15 protein-coding genes are annotated in these 17,394 nt (G+C 59.6%); 7 read left to right on the top strand and 8 right to left on the bottom strand.

The window, feature by feature from the left end; genetic code table 11:
- The gene (locus IU397_RS02445; protein WP_204410266.1) at positions 1 to 1,059 is read right to left on the bottom strand and encodes a sugar phosphate isomerase/epimerase; all 1,059 of its coding nucleotides are present in this window, start codon (positions 1,057 to 1,059) and stop codon (positions 1 to 3) included.
- A gap of 72 nt (positions 1,060 to 1,131) precedes the next feature.
- Complete coding sequence (locus tag IU397_RS02440; protein ID WP_204410264.1) at positions 1,132 to 2,454, bottom strand: AarF/ABC1/UbiB kinase family protein; 1,323 nt, start codon at positions 2,452 to 2,454, stop codon at positions 1,132 to 1,134.
- Positions 2,455 to 2,661: 207 nt separating this feature from the next.
- On the opposite strand from IU397_RS02440, the gene IU397_RS02435 reads away from it, so the two are divergent.
- The 4 genes from IU397_RS02435 to IU397_RS02420 all read left to right on the top strand — a co-directional run bounded on the left by IU397_RS02435 (position 2,662) and on the right by IU397_RS02420 (position 6,554).
- On the top strand, positions 2,662 to 3,768 hold the full coding sequence (locus IU397_RS02435; RefSeq protein WP_204410262.1) for an NUDIX domain-containing protein: 1,107 nt from the start codon (positions 2,662 to 2,664) through the stop codon (positions 3,766 to 3,768).
- An 87-nt stretch (positions 3,769 to 3,855) separates the two neighbouring features.
- Complete coding sequence (locus IU397_RS02430) at positions 3,856 to 5,280, top strand: nicotinate phosphoribosyltransferase (protein ID WP_204410260.1); 1,425 nt, start codon at positions 3,856 to 3,858, stop codon at positions 5,278 to 5,280.
- A gap of 148 nt (positions 5,281 to 5,428) precedes the next feature.
- Positions 5,429 to 6,133: a Crp/Fnr family transcriptional regulator gene (locus tag IU397_RS02425; RefSeq protein WP_204410258.1), complete on the top strand. Its 705-nt coding sequence runs from the start codon at positions 5,429 to 5,431 to the stop codon at positions 6,131 to 6,133.
- Between the two features lie 109 nt (positions 6,134 to 6,242).
- Positions 6,243 to 6,554, top strand: a complete 312-nt coding sequence (locus tag IU397_RS02420) for a hypothetical protein (RefSeq protein ID WP_204410255.1) — start codon at positions 6,243 to 6,245, stop codon at positions 6,552 to 6,554.
- 71 nt (positions 6,555 to 6,625) lie between these two features.
- Here the strand turns inward: IU397_RS02420 and IU397_RS02415 are convergent, their stop codons facing one another.
- Positions 6,626 to 7,717: a cupin domain-containing protein gene (locus IU397_RS02415; protein WP_204410253.1), complete on the bottom strand. Its 1,092-nt coding sequence runs from the start codon at positions 7,715 to 7,717 to the stop codon at positions 6,626 to 6,628.
- 126 nt (positions 7,718 to 7,843) lie between these two features.
- On the opposite strand from IU397_RS02415, the gene IU397_RS02410 reads away from it, so the two are divergent.
- Entirely contained in the window at positions 7,844 to 10,123 is a 2,280-nt protein-coding gene (locus IU397_RS02410; protein ID WP_204410251.1) for an NADP-dependent malic enzyme, read from the top strand.
- A gap of 123 nt (positions 10,124 to 10,246) precedes the next feature.
- On the opposite strand, the gene ychF is transcribed toward IU397_RS02410, so the two are convergent.
- Positions 10,247 to 11,344: a redox-regulated ATPase YchF gene (ychF, locus tag IU397_RS02405; protein WP_204410249.1), complete on the bottom strand. Its 1,098-nt coding sequence runs from the start codon at positions 11,342 to 11,344 to the stop codon at positions 10,247 to 10,249.
- Positions 11,345 to 11,551: 207 nt separating this feature from the next.
- Between ychF and trpA the strand changes: the two genes are divergently transcribed.
- Positions 11,552 to 12,358, top strand: a complete 807-nt coding sequence (trpA, locus tag IU397_RS02400) for a tryptophan synthase subunit alpha (RefSeq protein WP_204410247.1) — start codon at positions 11,552 to 11,554, stop codon at positions 12,356 to 12,358.
- Here the strand turns inward: trpA and IU397_RS02395 are convergent, their stop codons facing one another.
- Positions 12,359 to 12,838, bottom strand: coding sequence for a MarR family winged helix-turn-helix transcriptional regulator (locus IU397_RS02395; protein WP_204410245.1), 480 nt, complete (start codon positions 12,836 to 12,838; stop codon positions 12,359 to 12,361).
- Positions 12,819 to 13,937, bottom strand: coding sequence for a twin-arginine translocation pathway signal protein (locus IU397_RS02390; protein ID WP_204410242.1), 1,119 nt, complete (start codon positions 13,935 to 13,937; stop codon positions 12,819 to 12,821). The genes IU397_RS02395 and IU397_RS02390 overlap by 20 nt, the downstream gene beginning before the upstream one ends.
- A gap of 142 nt (positions 13,938 to 14,079) precedes the next feature.
- Here IU397_RS02390 and IU397_RS02385 point away from each other — a divergent pair, with 142 nt between their 5' ends.
- Complete coding sequence (locus IU397_RS02385) at positions 14,080 to 15,249, top strand: alpha-hydroxy acid oxidase (protein ID WP_204410240.1); 1,170 nt, start codon at positions 14,080 to 14,082, stop codon at positions 15,247 to 15,249.
- A 96-nt stretch (positions 15,250 to 15,345) separates the two neighbouring features.
- Here the strand turns inward: IU397_RS02385 and IU397_RS02380 are convergent, their stop codons facing one another.
- Together IU397_RS02380 and IU397_RS02375 are read right to left on the bottom strand one after the other, a co-directional pair.
- Positions 15,346 to 15,567 carry a hypothetical protein gene (locus IU397_RS02380; RefSeq protein WP_204410238.1) on the bottom strand — a complete coding sequence of 74 codons (222 nt, stop codon included), beginning with the start codon at positions 15,565 to 15,567 and terminating at the stop codon, positions 15,346 to 15,348.
- 142 nt (positions 15,568 to 15,709) lie between these two features.
- The gene (locus tag IU397_RS02375) at positions 15,710 to 17,272 is read right to left on the bottom strand and encodes a 2-isopropylmalate synthase (RefSeq protein ID WP_204410236.1); all 1,563 of its coding nucleotides are present in this window, start codon (positions 17,270 to 17,272) and stop codon (positions 15,710 to 15,712) included.
- Between the last annotated feature and the right edge of the window lie 122 nt (positions 17,273 to 17,394).

Below are 17,394 nucleotides of genomic sequence, written 5' to 3'. Positions count from 1 at the left end.
TTACGCGCCTATCCCGAGTATTTTGCGGTTCATGACATCATCCGTACCGCCATCGGCGAAATCATCAAAGGCGCGTTCGGTCACCCGGATAATGTGATCCTTGACGAATTGCGCCCCTTCGCGCGCACCGTCTTCGGGATGTTTCAGGCAGCATTCCCACTCGACCACGGCCCAGCCATCGAAATCATTGGCAGCCATTTTCGCAAAAATTGCGGCGAAATCGACCTGTCCGTCGCCCAGGCTACGGAACCGGCCCGCCCGGTCAACCCAGGGCTGGTAGCCGGAATAGACCCCCTGGCGACCGGTCGGATTGAACTCCGCATCCTTGACGTGGAACATCTTGATCCGATCTTTGTAGATGTCGATATTGTCCAGATAATCCAAACACTGCAGCACGTAATGGGACGGATCATAGAGCATGTTGCAGCGAGGATGGTTGTCGACGCGGTCCAGAAACATCTCGAACGTGACGCCGTCATGCAGGTCTTCGCCCGGGTGGATCTCGTAACAGATATTAACGTCATGGGCATCAGCATGGTCGAGGATCGGGCGCCAACGGGCCGCCAGTTCATCGAAAGCGGTTTCAACCAGGCCCGCGGGGCGTTGCGGCCAGGGATAGATATAGGGCCAGGCCAGCGCACCAGAGAAGGAGACGTGGTTCTTGATCCCCAGATTGGCCGAAGCCGTGATGGCCATCTTGACCTGCTCAACCGCCCAGGCCTGTCGCGCCTTGGGGTCGCCATGCACGGAAGGGTCGGCAAAGCCGTCAAACGCGGCGTCATAGGCGGGGTGAACGGCAACCAGTTGACCCTGTAGATGGGTCGAAAGCTCTGTCACCTCCACCCCGTTTTCGGCGGCCTGGCCCTTGAACGTGTCGCAGTAATCCTTGGACGTGGCGGCTTGGGCCAGATCGAAGAGGCGCGCATCCCAGCTGGGCACCTGCACACCTTTGTAACCGCAATCAGCCGCCCATTTCGTGATCGTATCCCACGAATTGAACGGCGCATCATCGCCCGCGAATTGCGCCAGAAACAATGCCGGCCCCTTGATGGTTTTCATTATATCCTCCCCTCGGTCTGTGCCGTTCCAGGGCATCTTGCCGGGGGATTGGGCCGCTGTCGATCCGTTTGATCAGGTGGCCGCCGCGATCAACGGCGACAGGTTGATCCGCGCCTTCAGACGGCTGGCCAGCAAGTAGATCCCGCCCATCTTGCGCTGGACATAAAGCGTGTCCATGGGCGGGATATGCCAGAAATCACGCTCTGCCGCGATCTCCATCCCGGCCATGCGCAGGCGGCCAGCCAGATCGGTTTCGGCGAAATCAAAGGTGCCACCGGCCTGGACCGGCTCCATCGCCATGGCGAACATATCCAGGATCTGGTTTTGGTGTTTGGGCTGCGTGTCGGCGGTGAAAAACCCAATCTCGATCATGGCGGCGCGGCGCGCCTCACGGTCATCGGACAGGCCAGCGCGCAGAAGTTGACGATACCTCTCAACCATCCCGTCAGAAAAGGGGCGTGTCGCGCCGAAATCCAACAGGACGACTTTGCCCGTGTCGGGATCATAGCGGTAATTGGCAAAGTTAGGATCGGTTTGCATCAGTTTGAACTCAAAAAGCTCCTGCACGACCAAAGCGACCAGCGCGTTCATCACAGTATCCCGGGTGTCCTGGGAGGCGTCGGTAAGCGTCTCAATAGCGACGCCATCGATGTAATCCATGCCAAGGATGTTCTCCGTCGTCAGATCAGGGTGAAGCTGTGGGACAACAAACCGGGGATCGTCGGCCAAGAGGATCCCGAACTGGTCGAGCATGTCCCCTTCGCGTTGGTAATCGGCCTCTTCATGCAGCTGGCGTTTTGCCTCGGCCAGCATAGGCGCGATGTCCAACTCCTTGGGCAGCAGGCCAGTCAAACGCAAAAGCGAGGCGACATTGCTGACATCGCTGTCAATGCTTTTGCGAACGCCAGGATATTGCACCTTGATCGCCACATCGCGCCCGTCTTTCGTTTGCGCACGGTGGACCTGCCCGATCGAAGCAGCTGCGATGGGCCGCACATCAAACCGTTTGAACCGCTTCAGAAAATCGGCACCCCAATTGGCAGAAAGAACCTTTTTCAGCTGGGCAGGCGGCATGTAATGGGCGTCAGCGCGCAGGTGGCCCAAGATCTCCGCCAGTTCGGGCGGGATGAAATCGCCCCCCTCCATCGACATAAGCTGGCCCATCTTCATGGCCGCGCCGCGCATCTGGGCCAGTTGGCTGGTGATCCGCGCGGCATTGGCAGGGGTAAGCAACAGGTCATTCATCTTGGGCCGCTGGCCCGACACCAGCTGGCGGCCGCCATTGACCGCGATATTGCCCGCGACACCCGCCGCCATCCCGCCCAGGCGCGCCAGCCGGGACAACCGGCCATCTGGCACGGGCAGCCCCATCGGGCGGTGTTTATATTCGGTCATAGTTGGGATCCTGTTACGCTGACACCCCGCCATATAGTCTGCGCCCGGTTTAGAACGAGTGACCGCGCGGTCGCATGCGCCCGCGAAACGGTTTGTTCTACCGGCTATGCGTTGCCCGGGGGTTCCTTTCCGCAAGGTCTGGGAGTATCCTTTACCCGTGGTCGGGAGGTCCGATCACAGCAAATAGCATAGCGGAGGTCGCATGCCATGGGCAGTCAACGCCATACCTTGGCCGTCTTTATCGGACGGTTCCAACCCTTCCATATCGGTCATCTCGACGTGATCTTATCCGTCTCAACGCAAGCCGACAGCATGCTGATGCTGGTGGGCAGCGCCTACCGACCGCGCAGTTGGAAAAACCCGTTCAGCTATGCGGAGCGGTTGGGTTTCATTAACGAATCGCTTCGCAATACTGGCCTTCCGGTCGACGTGCTGCCGCTGGTTGACACACTCTACAATGACCGGGCCTGGGCCACGAATGTGCGGACGGCCGTGCGGCTGCACATGCGGGCGAAAGGGCTGGACCCGGACCAGACCGATATCGCGATCACCGGGTTTGAAAAGGACAGGTCATCCCAATACCTACGCTGGTTTCCGGAATGGCAGATGCTGCCTGCCGCACCGACCGAGCATGAGGGCAAGATCATCAACGCCACCGACCTGCGGGAGACATTGTTCTTTCCGGCGGATGCGGCCCATGGGCCAGACAGGTTTGGCCCGGCGCAGGTAGCTTTGGTGCAGGATTGGATGGCCGCGCATCCCGGCGCGGTGGCTCGGGTGCAGGCCGAGGCAACCTTTGTCAAAGATCACCGCGCGCGAATCGCGGCTGCGGAACAGGTCTATGGCTATCCGTTTCCGATCAACACGGCGGATGCGGTGGTCGTGCAATCGGGCCATATCCTGATGATCCAACGGCAGCGCGAACCGGGTCGCGGGCTCTGGGCCCTGCCCGGCGGCCATATCGACCCGGGCGAAACCGCAATCGAAGCCGTGGTGCGGGAGCTTTACGAAGAGGCGGGCCTCGATATGCCCAAAGGCGCGCTGCGCAGTCGGTTGCGGCATCGCCAGGTCTTTGACCACCCCGAACGCTCGGAACGCGGCTGGGTCCGGACGGAGGCCTTTGTCTTTGAACTCCAAGACCGCGAAAAGATGGAGCGTGTCAAAAGCGGCAGCGATGCGGTGGACGCCAAATGGGTACCTATTACCGAGATTACGCCGGATACGATTTTTGAGGATCATTTCGACATCATTCAGGCGCTCGTGCCGGATGTGCCCTTTGCATATTCTTCCATCCTGATGGCCCACGCCACCTGATCGCGAATGCGGCGCTGGCCCGCGACTGCCAGCAACGCCCATCCGGGAGGTCCGGAGGGGTAATCAACCGTCCGAGGAGGACCTGACATGACTGCATTATTTGCAGATGCGCTGAATGCGCAGAACCCGATTTTTGACACAGACAGCTACAAGTATTCACACGCCACCCAGTATCCGGACGGCACCGAATATGTGTCATCCTACATCGAGCCGCGAAAGGCATGGGAGGGCATCGACACGGTGCTGTTCTTTGGTCTGCAGATCGAACTGGCCAAGCTGGCGCAGATCCGCGTCACCCAGCAGATGATCGACGAGGCCGCACCTGTGCTAAAAACCCACGGGCTGGAACTGTACCTGCCCGGATGGCAACGGATCGTGGATGCCCATGACGGCAAGCTGCCGGTCCTGATCGAGGCGTTGCCCGAAGGCACCATGGCCCCGGTCGGCGTGCCACAGATGCGGATCCAGAACACCGATCCCGCCTGTTGGTGGCTGCCGTCGTTTCTGGAAACGCGCCTGCTGCGTGCGGTCTGGTATCCGTCCACCGTCGCCAGCCTGTCCCACTATGTGATGGGCCAGATCCAGGAACGAATGATGATCACGGACGGGTCAACGGACGGGGCCGCCTTCAAGCTGCACGATTTCGGGGCGCGTGGCGCCTCCAGCGGTGAAAGTGCCGCGATTGGCGGGCTTGCTCACCTTGTCAGCGCGATGGGTACTGATACTGCCATGGCAATTGTTTACGCGCGTAAATTTTATGGCGCAGATATGGCAGGTTTTTCGATCCCAGCCACCGAACACTCCACCATGACGGCACTTGGGGAACCGGGTGAGTTGGATCAGATGCGCGCCTTTCTGGATCGCAACCCCAAGGGCCTGATCGCCTGCGTCTCGGACAGCTATGACCTGATGCGCGCCGTGCGATCTTATTGGGGCGAGGTTTTGCGCGACCAGGTGCTGGCCCGCGACGGCGTGCTGGTCGTGCGGCCCGATAGCGGTGACCCTGTGCAAGTGGTGCCCGATGTGATCGAGGCGCTGATCGGGCGATTTGGCGCGACCACCACACCGCAAGGGTATCGCCTGCTGAACAACAAGGTGCGGGTGATCCAAGGGGATGGCGTCAACCGCCACTCGATCATCGATATCATGGACGTCCTGATCGACCGGGGTCTGGCCATCGGCAATATCGCCTTTGGCATGGGCGGCGGGTTGCTGCAAAAGGTCGACCGGGATTGCTTTAGCTATTCCATGAAAGCTTCGGCCCTCTATCTCGACGGGCAGTGGCATGACATTTACAAGGATCCGATCACAGCAAAAGGCACCAAAACGTCCAAACGGGGACGGCAAGGCGTGATGCAGACCGATAGCGGCGCTTTGGTGGCACGACGGCTGGACAACATCCCCAAAAGGGCCGAGGCACTGCGGCCGGTCTTCCGCAACGGTATCCTGCTGAACCTGCAAACTCTGGACGAGATACGCACGCGAGCCTGGCCCGACGGGTTTGGGCTGTAGAATATACCCCCGGGCATCGGCGCGATGCCCGGGGGCAAGCAGATATTCACGCCAGTTTCACTCGTCCAGGGGCGAATTTCGATTCAGATTGCCGATAAAACACTCTAAGCAGCTAGTCGGAGACTTCAGCAACAAAGCAGGACGCGCAGTGCCAAACACCGATTACATCGTTGACGCGCTACGAAAAATCTCTCTCTTCGGCGGTCTGGAAGACGAAATTCTAACAAGCATCGCCAGCCATTGCAGACCCGTCAGTCGCAAGGCGGGGCAATCGATTGTCGAAGCCAAGGAAGACACCCGAGATGTCTATTTCCTGGTGGCAGGGCGCGCGCGGGTTCTGAATTACTCAGCCGATGGCAAGGCCGTGATCCTGTCGGACATTGAGCAGGGTGGCTTTTTCGGAGAGATGGCCGCCATTGACGGACTGGACCGTTCTGCCAGTGTGGAAACCCTGGATGATTGCGAGCTTTTGCTATTGCCGGAGCGTGACTTCCTGCTGCTGCTCCATGATGAGCCCGAGATCACCCATACCTTCTTGCGCCATTTCGTGGCCGAGCTTCGTGTCATGTCGCAGCGCCTGTTCGAGTTCCGGACCCTGGCGGTACAGAACCGGATCCACGCCGAATTGCTGCGACTGGCCCGACTTACGGAAACCACCGAACAGTCCGTCAGCCTGCAACCCGCCCCGACCCTGGCCGAAATCGCCGACCGGGTCAGCACCCACCGCGAGGCCGTATCCCGCGAAATCAGCCGGTTGACCAAAGCCGGTTTGTTGAAGCGGGGTGGCAATGCCCTGGTCATCGCCGATGTCCAGCGCCTCGAAGCGATGGTCCGCGAAGCAACCGATTCGTAGGAAACCACAAAAACTCAGATCTCTTTGACAAAACCCAATGCGCGACAGGGCTGTTTTGGGCGATGGTCCGCCTACAGCCCGGGTATGTGGGCCCTGCATGGAGCATCTGATGAAAACGTCTTTTGAACAGAAAACACAGCAGCCTTCCCCAGCGCAGCCATGTTTTCATCAAAAGGGTCGTTTTGTTGATGATGGACCTGCAAACAGCGCGGATCAGAATGGTTTTTTCATGAGTAAGGACGTTGCTTACACGGTACTGAACGCGCTGGCAGTTGGTCCTGTTCCTGTCACGTTGGTCTCTGATTTCACGCCTCAAACCGCAGCGATCCTGACAGCATGGCTTAGCCTTGCTGCTGCGGCCCTGTTTTTGAACTTCAATCGTCCTCATCCCCAACTGCGAGAGAAGTTCATAGGATTATGAGTAAATTTTATTGAAACCAAGGCCGTTAGGCTGCGGGGGGTGTCGTATCTGGGTAGGGTGCGGCACCCATTTTACATTGGCTGAACCGTGGTGGTGAACACCCCCGGCAACGCCACTTCCAAAAGCTGCAGATCATCCGACGGATGAGCATAGTGGATCAACATCCCCGGTGGCACCACAAATGCGTCACCGGCGGTCAGGTGCTGGGCCTCCTGCCCCTCGCCCGCCAAGGTCAGTGTACCGTCCATGACGAATGTGAACAGGATGTCACTATCATGGCGGACCCAACCGGTCTCTTCGCCCGTCGGTCTGATCACGTGTACGCCAGCCACCCCATCTGTGTGAGCCGCAATCGTGGTGTCACGGCTTTTGTATCCTGGCAGTCGAAATGGCCCCCACGCGGCTGTCTTTGCCTGGTGGTGAACAAAACGCTGCCCCTGGAACAGCCGGTCGGGGTCAATTGTGTCATTGGGCAGGGTCATGTCATGGTCGATGGTGGTCACGTGCTCCGCCGGAACGCCGATCTCAATCACTTCAATATTGTCGCTGGCATGCAGGACCCGGTGCCGGATCTCGGGGGGCTGGATCACGCAATTACCCGCCTCAAGCCGAAAGGGAGGGCCCTGATCTTCGTAAACCAGATCAACCCAACCGCGATAGCAAAAGATCAGCTGAAATCCCACCGTATGATAATGCACCATGTCGGGCACCGGCCCGCCATCTGGTATGCGGATATGGCTGGCGATGATGGCCCCTCCCAACCGGTCTGGGATCAGATCGCGGTACTGCATGCCCGCACGCCCGATCACCCACGGGGCCTGATCGGCCAGACGCCGCACGACAAAGCGGTGCGCGGTGTGCGGCATAACCATGGGCGGGTTCAACACGTCAATTTCCACCCGTGTGCCATTAGGCGCCGTCAACGTGCGCGCGCCTTTGGCAAACCCCTCCGGATCATCGGTCAGAATGCGCAATGTCCCCGGTGGCTCTGTCGCACCCTGCTGGATCCGCAACCGCATGCCATGACCCGACAGCACGGCCACCTGTGGATCATCAGCCGGATAAATTGAATCCAGCCGCATCCCCAAGATTTTGGTGAAGAACTGCAGATCCTCTTGCAGATCCTGGGTGGGTAACCGCATCTCGGCATGTATCTGAACCATCGGATTTTTCCTTTTCCAAGCGGAGATTGTGCTTGCGCTGTCAGTTTTGCAAGGTAGGGCAGACGGGCACGCGCCAGAACGGCCCAAAAAAATAGTTTAACGCTAAACAATCCTGGGGAGGGACATATGACGGATACGAATAACGGGGCAGCCAGCACGCCCGCGCTAGACTATCACGCCCATCCCCGCCCCGGAAAACTGGAGGTGCGCGCGACCAAACCGCTGGCCAATGGTCTGGACCTGGCCTTGGCCTATTCACCCGGTGTGGCCGATGCCTGTATGGAGATTGCCCGGACCCCGGCCGATGCTGCCCGCTACACCGGGCGGGGCAATTTGGTTGCTGTGGTCACCAATGGCTCCGCCGTTCTAGGCCTTGGAAATATCGGTGCGCTGGCCTCAAAACCGGTGATGGAGGGCAAGGCCGTCCTGTTCAAGAAATTCGCCGACATCGATTGTTTCGACATTGAGTTGAACGAGACGGACCCCGAGAAACTCGCCGATATCGTCTGCGCGCTGGAACCCACATTCGGCGCGATCAACCTCGAAGATATCAAGGCGCCGGACTGCTTCATTGTTGAGAAACTGTGCCGCGAACGAATGAACATACCCGTCTTCCACGACGACCAGCATGGCACCGCCATCGTCGTGGGCGCTGCTGCCACAAACGCATTGCGCGTCACGGGCAAGGATTTCAGCGATATCAAGGTCGTCTCCACCGGTGGTGGGGCTGCGGGGATCGCCTGCCTCAACATGCTACTCAAACTGGGCGTGAAGCGCCAAAATGTCTGGCTCTGCGACATCCACGGTCTGGTCTATGAAGGTCGCACCGAAGATATGAACCCGCAAAAAGCTGACTATGCCCAGCCATCCGACAAACGCACCCTGGACGAGGTCATAGAAGGAGCAGACCTGTTCCTCGGCCTCTCCGGCCCCCGCGTACTGACCCAGGACATGGTCGCGAAAATGGCCAAGCAGCCCATCGTCTTTGCACTGGCGAACCCAACGCCCGAGATCCTGCCGGAGGATGTTCGCGCAGTGGCCCCAGACGCCATCATCGCCACCGGTCGCAGCGACTATCCCAACCAGGTCAATAACGTGCTGTGCTTTCCGTTCATCTTCCGCGGCGCCCTTGATGTGGGTGCGACCGAGATCAACGATGCCATGAAACTGGGCTGTATCGAAGGCATCGCCGCCTTGGCCCGCGCCACCACATCCGCCGAAGCCGCCGCCGCCTATCAAGGCGAACAGATGACCTTTGGCCCCGACTATCTGATCCCCAAACCCTTCGATCCGCGCCTTGTCGGTGTCGTGGCCAGCGCCGTCGCCAAAGCGGCGATGGAAAGCGGTGTGGCCACGCAAACCCTGCCGGATATCCGCGCCTATAAGGACAAGCTCGACCGCTCGGTTTTCAAATCCGCGCTTCTGATGCGCCCCGTTTTCGAAGCCGCCTCAACCGCCGAACGCAAGATCGTCTTCGCAGAAGGGGAGGATGAACGGGTCTTGCGGGCCGCCCAATCCATGTTGGATGAAAGCACGGACCAACCCATCCTGATCGGTCGCCCCCCTGTCGTTGAAGAACGCTGCAAGGAGCTTGGCCTGACGATCCGGCCCGATACGCATTTTGAGCTGGTGAACCCCGAAAATGACCCACGGTATCGGGAATATTGGCAAACCTATCACGCGTTGATGGCCCGCCGCGGCGTCACCCCCGATCTGGCCCGCGCCATCATGCGCACCAATACCACCGCCATCGGTGCCGTGATGGTCCACCGCCAGGAAGCCGATAGCCTGATATGTGGTACGTTCGGGCAGTTTCTGTGGCACCTGAATTATGTCCGCCAGGTGCTCTCAACACAGGAACTGGATCCCATTGGCGCCCTCAGCCTTGTCATCCTGCCGGATGGTCCGCTTTTCATCGCAGATACCTATGTCCATGCAGAACCAACCCCAGAACAGATCGCCGAAACGGTTATCGGGGCCGCCCGCCATGTGCGCCGCTTCGGGCTGGAGCCGCGCATCGCGCTCTGCTCCCATTCCCAGTTCGGAAACCTCGCCTCGCGGTCCGGCGACAGTATGCGCGCTGCCATGGCGCTGCTCGATGCCCGGGATCGCGATTTCTGTTATGAAGGGGAAATGCATGTCGACAGCGCGCTTGACCCCAAGATCCGCTCCCGCCTGTTGCCCGATGGCCGGTTCGACGGCCCCGCCAATGTGCTGGTCTTCAGCTCAACCGATGCCGCCTCGGGCGTGCGCAACATCCTGAAAATGAAAGCCGATGGGTTGGAGGTCGGCCCGATCCTGATGGGCATGGGCAACCGCGCCCATGTCGTGACGCCCTCCATCACCGCCCGCGGCCTCTACAATATGAGCGCCCTGGCCGGCACCCCTGTGGCCCATTACGGCTGACCTTAACCGCAAGCGCATCAAATCAGGCGTTCTGTTGATTAAAGTACCGCGGTAGAGGCGCCCACGGCGCCGATGGCTGGCCCGCAAGCGATCGGATCGCGCCAGCGATCCGAACTTCCTGGCTCAGGTATTGAACAAGAAATGCAGCACATCCCCGTCCTTCACGGTGTAGGCTTTGCCTTCAACCCGCATCTTGCCCGCATCCTTGGCGCCTTGCTCCCCTCGCAGCGCAACAAAGTCGTCATAGGCAATGGTTTCGGCCCGGATGAACCCTTTCTCAAAGTCACCATGGATCACACCCGCAGCCTGTGGCGCGCGTGTCCCCGCGGGGACAGTCCAGGCGCGGGCCTCTTTCGGGCCCACGGTGAAATAGGTCTCCAGCCCCAACAAGGCGTAACCTGCGCGGATCACCCGGTCCAGACCAGCCTCCTCCAACCCCAGTTCCTCTAGAAACTCCGCAGCTTCTTCCACTTCCAGTTGGCTGATCTCTTCTTCGATCTGGGCCGAGGCGATGACACTGCCTGCGCCCTGCTCCGCCGCCATCGCAGCAATCGCGGCGGAATGGTCATTGCCATCCGCGGCCTCGGCCTCACCCACATTGCAAACATAAAGGATCGGTTTGGTCGTCAGCAGCTGCAGCATGTCCCAGGCTTTGCGATCATCATCGGCGACCTCAACCACCCTTGCGGGTTGCGCCTCGTTCAACACGGCCAGGGCATCCTTCATCAGCCGCTCCTGGATGACGGCCTCCTTGTCGCCACCACGCACTTTGCGCACAATATTCTGCAACCGTTTCTCGATGCTTTCGATATCGGCCAACATCAACTCGGTCTCAATCGTCTGGGCATCGGCGACCGGATCCACGCGCCCATCCACATGGGTCACATCGTCATCCTCAAAACACCGCACCACATGGGCAATGGCGTCGCATTCCCGGATATTGGCCAGAAACTGGTTGCCCAGACCTTCCCCCTTGCTCGCACCCTTCACCAGCCCGGCAATATCCACAAAGGTCATTCGCGCCGGAATGATCTGTTTTGAGCTGGCAATCTCGGCCAGGGCCTCCAGCCGTCCATCCGGCACGGCCACCTCACCTACATTAGGCTCGATGGTGCAAAAGGGAAAGTTCGCCGCCTGCGCGGCCGCAGTCCGGGTCAGCGCGTTGAACAGGGTTGACTTGCCCACATTCGGCAAACCCACGATACCGGTCTTGAACCCCATCACGCCGCTCCTTGCGAAAACATCGGCGCTCCATAGACCGGCACCCCAAAACCCGCAAGCATCCAAACCGGTGATACGGTGTGGCAGGGCGCAAAGGGCAAAGCATGTGATGCGCCCGGCAGGGCGCGCCGTTGGATCACCGCTGCCCCATTGCCTTTGGCGGCCAAGTTCGGCACATCACGTGCCAGCATGTTGCAGGAGCCGCCCATGACCCGGATCGACCAAACTTTCGAACGCCTCACTGCCGCCGGGCAAAAGGCATTCGTCTCCTATGTCATGGCGGGCGATCCAGACTACGAAACATCCCTTGAACTGGTCAAAGGCCTGCCCGACGCCGGAGTCGACATCATCGAACTTGGCCTGCCCTTCACCGATCCCATGGCCGATGGCGAGACGATCCAACTGGCGGGCCAACGCGCGCTGGCGGGAGGCATGACGCTGGATCGAACGCTAGAACTGACCCGTACCTTTCGCGCCACCGACCAGACCACACCAATCGTGCTGATGGGCTATTACAATCCGATCTTCTCGCGGGGGGTCGACACTTTCCTGACCCAGGCCAGGGATGCTGGCATTGACGGCCTCATTATCGTGGACCTGCCACCGGAAGAGGATGATGAGCTGTGCCTGCCCACCCAGAAGGCAGGCCTCAACTTCATACGCCTGGCCACCCCGACCACAGATGACAATCGCCTGCCCACCGTGCTGCAAAACACGTCCGGCTTTGTTTATTACGTGTCGATCACTGGCATTACCGGTGCGGCCGCCGCGCAGTCTTCCGACGTTGCCCCGGATGTGGCTCGCCTCAAGGCAGCCACCGACCTGCCCGTTATCGTGGGCTTCGGCATCCGCACACCCGAGAATGCCAAGGACATTGCCAGCGTGGCAGATGGTTGCGTGGTCGGCTCCGCCATTGTATCGGAACTGGCTTCAGGCAAACCGGTGGCCGAGGTTCTGGATTTTGTCAGATCCCTCGCCGACGGCGCGCACAGCGCCGAGATCCGGATAGCATGATCATTCCCGCAATCGCGTCTTCGCGATCCTACTTTCATCCAGGTAAATACGTAAATCGGTCAGCTTGGACACCAGATCCTGCGCGATCCCAGCTTCCATATGCGCGGCCAATTCCCCCATATCAGGGGCCATGGCGGCAATGGCATCCTCGCGAAAGGCCCGTCCCGCATCGGTGATCCAGATGCATTTGCTGCGCTTGTCCTCGGGGTTTGGCCGGGTTTCCACCAGTTGGTGCTTATGCAAGCCGCCCAGCGTGTGAGTCATTGTTGTCTTGGGCATCTGAAAGGCGCGCGCCAGTTCCAGCGGCGTGCGCCCGTCCTTGACCCGGATCAGATGGTTCAGGACCGAGAAATGCGACACCAGCATGCCCGCGGGCAGCTGCGCCTCTAACAACGCCCGGCTGAGCTGTTCAATGATCCCGATCTCATTGAACAGCCGAAAATACAGCGGCAACGCGTCATCAGGTGAGGTTTCGGCCATTCAGCAAACGGGTCTCCAAGGGCCAACGCGGGGTGCGCGGCGTGCGTGTACCGTAGCCCAGCAGCCCCAGCATTTGAACGGTCCCGCCGTCGGGCGCACAAACCTGATGTATCTCGGCATAGATCTCGGCCATTTCCGGATATTCCTGCAAAGCCTGGCTGATGGGCCGCAATGCCAACCCGGCCCCCGTAGCCGCGAGGTTCAGCCGCAACCACTCACGCCCAACCCCGATCTGATCAATGCGCGTATTGCTGTCGCTGACTTGGACCGCAAATGCAGGCGCGCCGGTGATCGCATCCGTCGTCTCTTCGATCACGCCCTTTGTACCGGGATTGTTCAGGTCGGCAGCCGCCTCTCGCGTGAACAGACCGACGGCAGCCAGGCTTTCCAGCATTGCCCCACCGGCATCAATGCCATCGGGTTGGGCATTGATCTCGGCCTTGCCGATTCGCAGCAAATCAATGCTTTCCTGCCAGGCCTGTTTGGTTGCGGCCTCTGTCTGCCAGGCCGCAACACCGATCCGCCGCAATGTCTCGACCTCGGCACGCTCCGTCACGATCCGCGCATGGAGCGCCAGCGCCGCGGTCGCATCCTTTGATACGGGCCGCGCTTCAAACGCTTCTTTATGGCTGCGCCGCTCCATCACATGGGCGAAGAGCGGATCGGGTTGGCCGCCAGCCCCAAACCGGCAGATGGCGACAGGGCCATCCTCGCCCTCTGGGAACAGTTGGGTTTCCACCGCAAGGCCCTGCTGCCCCGCCGCCATGTCCATCAGCCCCAGAAAACACCCCATCCCGATGGTCAATTGCCGCGCGAACGGATCGGTCACCGGCAGATCACGGTCCGGGTCGCGGTGCAGGATCACGGTGTCCTCACCCTGTAATTCGGCCAGCCAAGGCTGCCGGTTATGCGGGTTCGGCGCAAGCAACGCATAGGACAATGCCCCAAGCCGCGCATCCCCATAACTGCCCGCCATATCCCACGGTGCCAGCGCCTTGAGAGGTGTCCGTGTCCCGATAAAGGTCCCGGCACCGGCCGCTGCCGCAAACAGCGTTCCGCCGCCAATCAAGGCCAATGTTTTTCGACGAGAGAGAGGCATTTCAGATCTCCTTATAAATTTCATATCGCATCAATTAGTACGATATAGAACTTAAATCAAGCTGGGGATCCCTTTGCATTTGCCTCCAAACGGTCGTATTGGTCATAGAACCTAACCAATCCGACGAAAAAGGGACGCTGCCATGCCCGTCATCACCACCATCGACGATCTCAAGCGCATGCATAAGCGCCGCGTCCCCAAGATGTTCTACGACTATTGTGAAAGCGGCAGCTGGACCGAGCAGACGTTTCGGGAGAACACGTCTGACTTTGACAAAATCCGCCTGCGTCAGCGTGTGGCGGTGGACATGACCAACCGTTCCACGGCGACGACGATGGTGGGGCACGACGTCTCGATACCGGTTGCGCTGGCCCCCGTTGGCCTCACCGGCATGCAGCACGCGGATGGTGAAATCCTCGCCGCAAAGGCGGCGGAGAAGTTCGGCGTGCCTTTCACACTGTCCACGATGTCCATCTGCTCGATCGAGGATGTGGCGGGAAAAACCACCGCCCCCTTCTGGTTTCAACTCTACACCATGAAGGACGAAGACTATACGGACCGGCTGATCCAGCGCGCCAAGGATGCCGGATGTTCCGCACTGGTGATCACGCTGGATCTGCAGATCCTCGGCCAACGCCACAAGGACCTGAAAAACGGTTTGACCGCACCGCCAAAATTCACCCTGCCCGTGATCGCCGACCTGGCCACGAAATGGGGTTGGGGGATGGAGATGCTGGGGACCAAGCGCCGCTTTTTTGGCAACATCATCGGCCATGTCGCAAACGTCAAAGATCCCTCGTCCCTTCATGCCTGGACGGCGGAGCAATTCGACCCAGCGCTCGATTGGAACAAGGTCGCCAAGTTGATGGAGAAATGGGATGGCAAAGTCATCCTGAAGGGCATTCTGGATGCCGAAGACGCCCGGATGGCCGCAAAACTGGGGGCAGATGCCATCGTCGTATCAAACCATGGCGGGCGGCAATTGGACGGCGCGCTCAGTTCCATCCGCGCCTTGCCTTCGATCATGGACGCTGTCGGCGATCAGGTCGAAGTGCTGCTGGATAGCGGCATCCGCTCTGGGCAGGACGTGCTGAAAGCCATGGCCATGGGCGCCAAGGGCACCATGATCGGCCGCGCCTATATCCATGGTCTGGGGGCCATGGGCCAAAAGGGGGTGACCGCCGCCCTTGAGACAATCCGCAAAGAGTTGGATATCACGATGGCCCTGTGTGGCCGCCGCCATGTCGAAGATCTGGACCACGACATCCTGCTTATTCCCGAAGATTTCGAAGGCCGCTGGAAAGAAAACTGACCGGACGCCACGCCCGCAACAAAGACCGCCAGTCCGCGACCAACACTCTGCGCACAGATCCGACACGCGTACCCCTGACGTGCGGATCAAAAGCGGTCATTCCATCAGTGTTTTCGTAGCACCATCATTCAGCACCTCCTGAAGCGCAGGTTGATGTTTTTCGGTCCAAGCGGGCCGCATACGCAGATTTTCATGGTGGATGTACGGCTCTGTTTTCGATGGCTCATCCTCCACGGCGTCGCATTGTTTTGAGCGAACCGGATTGAGTATCAGCATCTGGGGTAAATAGGTTTCGCGCCTTGTGATACGATGCGCCATCAGATCGGCCGTCGCGACATTCCGGACTGGTGGTGCAAAGCGGCTGTCTGTGCTTGGATCGTTAGCCATCACCGTCGAACAGCGCCAGGGTCTGGTAAGGGCTGGTCATTGTTGGGGCGGGCCTGATGACCCGCCCACCTGTTCAGGACACGTCTTTATAACTGATCTCGGGTGTATCGCTTCCCGTTTTCTCGCGCCGCACAATCAGGCGGTTCAGCGCCGCGACATAGGCCTTGGCCGAGGCAACAACAGTGTCGGTATCGGCAGATTGGCCGTTCACGATGCGACCCTCCTCCTCCATCCGGACACTGACGGTGGCTTGCGCATCTGTGCCCTCGGTCACCGCGTGCACTTGATAAAGCTGCAACTTCGCCTCGTGAGGAAAGAGTTGCTTCACCGCATTGAAGGCCGCATCAACAGGTCCGTCACCTGTCGCCGTGGTCTGCCGATCCTCCCCATCAATCGTCATGGTCAAATCTGCGGATTGCGGGGCCTCGGTTCCGCAAATCACCCGCAAGAACTTGATCTGCAGCCGTTCTTCGCCCCCGCCCGTGTCACGCATCAAGGCGACCAGATCGTCGTCATAGATCTCCTTCTTTCGATCAGCCAGGGCTTTGAAACGGACGAAGACATCCCGCAATTGATTGTCGCCCAAGTCATAACCCAGGTCGCTCAGCTTTGATCGCAAGGCGGCCCGACCGGAATGTTTCCCCATGACGATATTGGTCTCGGTCAGGCCTACGTCTTCGGGGCGCATGATCTCGAACGTTTCGGCATTTTTTAGCATGCCATCCTGGTGGATCCCGCTTTCATGGGCAAAGGCATTCTTGCCGACAATCGCCTTGTTGAACTGCACCGGGAAGCCCGAGACGCTGGCTACGCGGCGGCTGATATTCATGATCTTGGTGGCATCGATCCCCGTACCAAAGGGCATGATATCGTTGCGTACCTTCAAGGCCATGACGACCTCTTCAAGCGCGGTGTTGCCGGCGCGCTCCCCCAACCCGTTGATCGTGCATTCAACCTGGCGCGCGCCAGCCTCTACCGCGGCCAGGGAGTTGGCCGTCGCCATGCCCAGATCATTGTGGCAATGGGTGGCAAAAACCACCTCATCCGCACCCGGAACCCGTTCGATCAACAGGCGGATCAGGTCGGCACTTTCGCGCGGGGCCGTATAGCCCACCGTATCGGGAATATTGATCGTGGTGGCCCCGGCTTTGATCGCGATCTCGATCACCCGACACAGATAATCGTCTTCGGTCCGGGTCGCATCCATGGGTGACCACTGCACGTTGTCACACAGGTTCCGGGCGTGGGTGACTGTGGCGTGAATGCGCTCTGCCATCTCATCTTGGTTCAGGTTCGGAATGGCGCGATGCAAAGGGGAAGTGCCGATAAACGTATGGATCCGTGGATTTTTGGCGTGCTTGACCGCCTCCCAACACCGATCAATGTCATTGGTATTTGCCCGGGCCAAGCCACAGATAACCGCATTTTGTGCGCGCTCTGCGATCTCTTTCACCGCGTTGAAGTCACCCTCGCTTGCAATGGGGAACCCGGCTTCGATGATATCAACGCCCATCTCATCAAGCAGGCCGGCAATCTCCAATTTCTCATCATGGGTCATGGTGGCACCGGGGCTTTGTTCGCCATCGCGCAGGGTCGTGTCAAAGATCAACACGCGGTTGGGGGATCGGTTGGTCATATCAGATGTCTTTCATATGGTGTTCTGTAAGGGCCTTTGGCGCAAAGCATCTCTCCCCTGAGCGCTGGCGCCGGGCGGCACGCTCAGAGGCGGCTAAGCAGTAGAACAAGCGCGCAGCCACT

It is taken from the genome of Actibacterium sp. 188UL27-1, from assembly GCF_016901225.1.
Classification (GTDB): domain Bacteria; phylum Pseudomonadota; class Alphaproteobacteria; order Rhodobacterales; family Rhodobacteraceae; genus 188UL27-1.
Note: the sequence above shows the minus strand (reverse complement) of the source record. Positions and strands in the feature narration are given on the sequence as shown.

Coding starts and splice junctions, on each gene's coding strand:
- IU397_RS02445 (WP_204410266.1), bottom strand. CDS start 1,059: ATGAAAACCATCAAGGGGCCGGCATTGTTTCTGGCGCAATTCGCGGGC.
- IU397_RS02440 (WP_204410264.1), bottom strand. CDS start 2,454: ATGACCGAATATAAACACCGCCCGATGGGGCTGCCCGTGCCAGATGGC.
- IU397_RS02435 (WP_204410262.1), top strand. CDS start 2,662: ATGGGCAGTCAACGCCATACCTTGGCCGTCTTTATCGGACGGTTCCAA.
- IU397_RS02430 (WP_204410260.1), top strand. CDS start 3,856: ATGACTGCATTATTTGCAGATGCGCTGAATGCGCAGAACCCGATTTTT.
- IU397_RS02420 (WP_204410255.1), top strand. CDS start 6,243: ATGAAAACGTCTTTTGAACAGAAAACACAGCAGCCTTCCCCAGCGCAG.
- IU397_RS02415 (WP_204410253.1), bottom strand. CDS start 7,717: ATGGTTCAGATACATGCCGAGATGCGGTTACCCACCCAGGATCTGCAA.
- IU397_RS02410 (WP_204410251.1), top strand. CDS start 7,844: ATGACGGATACGAATAACGGGGCAGCCAGCACGCCCGCGCTAGACTAT.
- ychF (WP_204410249.1), bottom strand. CDS start 11,344: ATGGGGTTCAAGACCGGTATCGTGGGTTTGCCGAATGTGGGCAAGTCA.
- trpA (WP_204410247.1), top strand. CDS start 11,552: ATGACCCGGATCGACCAAACTTTCGAACGCCTCACTGCCGCCGGGCAA.
- IU397_RS02395 (WP_204410245.1), bottom strand. CDS start 12,838: ATGGCCGAAACCTCACCTGATGACGCGTTGCCGCTGTATTTTCGGCTG.
- IU397_RS02390 (WP_204410242.1), bottom strand. CDS start 13,937: ATGCCTCTCTCTCGTCGAAAAACATTGGCCTTGATTGGCGGCGGAACG.
- IU397_RS02385 (WP_204410240.1), top strand. CDS start 14,080: ATGCCCGTCATCACCACCATCGACGATCTCAAGCGCATGCATAAGCGC.
- IU397_RS02380 (WP_204410238.1), bottom strand. CDS start 15,567: ATGGCGCATCGTATCACAAGGCGCGAAACCTATTTACCCCAGATGCTG.
- IU397_RS02375 (WP_204410236.1), bottom strand. CDS start 17,272: ATGACCAACCGATCCCCCAACCGCGTGTTGATCTTTGACACGACCCTG.